Raw genomic sequence first — 343 nt, forward strand, 5'->3', positions numbered from 1 at the left:
GGTAGACTACTAATGACAATCCCAACACCTAGTTATGAGAAAAACGCTACACGCTTGGAAGAAGAATATAAGAAAGCTTATAAGTCTTTACTCGCTGAAGTTATCGAACTAGGTAAGATGGGTGAGAATGAGGACGTATTCCAGCGACAAGCATCATTATTACGTCAGATAGAAGTGATACTATCACAGCTAAATGAGTTTCATAGTGAATGGTGCCAAACTGAAATTAGAAATGTCTACACTGAAGGGATAGCTATTGCTATTCTTTCTTCAGGTGGTGCTGCTACTCTTACTGAAGCTATGCAAGGTGTCACTTTTTCGATGTTATCACAACAAACAGTAG

The 343-nt window shown here is 38.8% G+C and carries 1 protein-coding gene; it reads left to right on the forward strand.

Annotated features, from left to right (window positions below; translation table 11 throughout):
* Positions 1-12 precede the first annotated feature (12 nt).
* On the forward strand, positions 13-343 hold a 331-nt coding region (locus tag R0J88_RS19160; protein ID WP_410900754.1), incomplete at its 3' end, for a hypothetical protein.

Source organism: Pseudoalteromonas sp. SIMBA_162, assembly GCF_046535955.1.
GTDB classification, from domain to species: domain Bacteria; phylum Pseudomonadota; class Gammaproteobacteria; order Enterobacterales; family Alteromonadaceae; genus Pseudoalteromonas; species Pseudoalteromonas marina.